The organism is Cyanobium sp. NIVA-CYA 375 (assembly GCF_056108345.1).
In genome coordinates, this window is sequence record NZ_JBSYHW010000252.1 from 1 (window position 1) to 960 (window position 960).

1 protein-coding gene is annotated in these 960 nt (G+C 68.8%); it reads right to left on the reverse strand.

The features are described from left to right. Window positions 1-223: 223 nt before the first annotated feature. The coding region (locus AC01FP_RS17870) for a PDZ domain-containing protein (protein WP_474482124.1) at window positions 224-960 on the reverse strand (737 nt) is incomplete at its 5' end.

The window sequence follows — 960 nt, forward strand, 5'->3', positions numbered from 1 at the left end:
ACCGGATCGTCCGCGTCCGGGCCCCCGTCCGGCGGGAGGACAGGGCCACGCGGGACAGGCGGCGAGCGACGATTTCCTCGAGCGGGCCACCGGAACCGACGAGCCGCAGCGCCCGCCCCCGAATTCGCCGCGGCCACCCGCGTCCCAGCCGCCGCAATAGCCAAACGAAAGGCCCCGGAAGTCCGACTTCCGGGGCCTTGCCTTTTGATGGGTGGGTATGCGCCTAGCGCAGCCGGACCGGAACGTAGCGCGGCGATCCGTTGCGGCGCTGGACCTGGATCAGCACCGCGGTGCGGCCCTCGCTCTCGGCTTCGCGAATGACCGCTTCCAGCGCAGCGGCATCGGCCACCGGGCGGTAGTTGGCAGACAGGATCACGTCGCGCCGGGCGAGGCCCTTGGCCGCCGAGTCCGAATTCGGATCGACCGCAGCGATCGCGAGGCCCCTGGTGGTGGCCGGAATGCCCAGCTGTCCGGCAATCTCCGGGGTCACCGGAAGCACGCCGAGGCCGAGCTTCTGGCTGATCACGTCACTCATTGCGGTATCCGGCGCGGACTGTTCCTCGTCGCCTTCGTCGGGGCTGAACATCTGTGCCTGGCGCAGCTGTTCCTCGCTCGGGCGACGCCCGACCGTGACATTGACCGTGCGCCGCTCACCGTTGCGCAGCAGTTCGACCGGAATACGCGTGCCGGGGGTGATATTGGCGACCAGGAACGACAGCGTCTGGTCCGGGGTCACATCCTTGCCGTCGATCTTCAGCACGATATCGCCCGCTTCGACCCCGGCCTTGTCGGCCGCTTCACCCGGCGACACCAACTGGACGATCTCCCCGCGGTTCTTCGGCAGGCCGAGCGAGCTTGCCAGATCCTCGGTCACCGGCGGGATCGACACGCCGAGATAACCGCGTTCGATTGCCTGTCCGTCGCGCAGCTTCTGCACGATCGGCACCGCGGTTTCAGCCG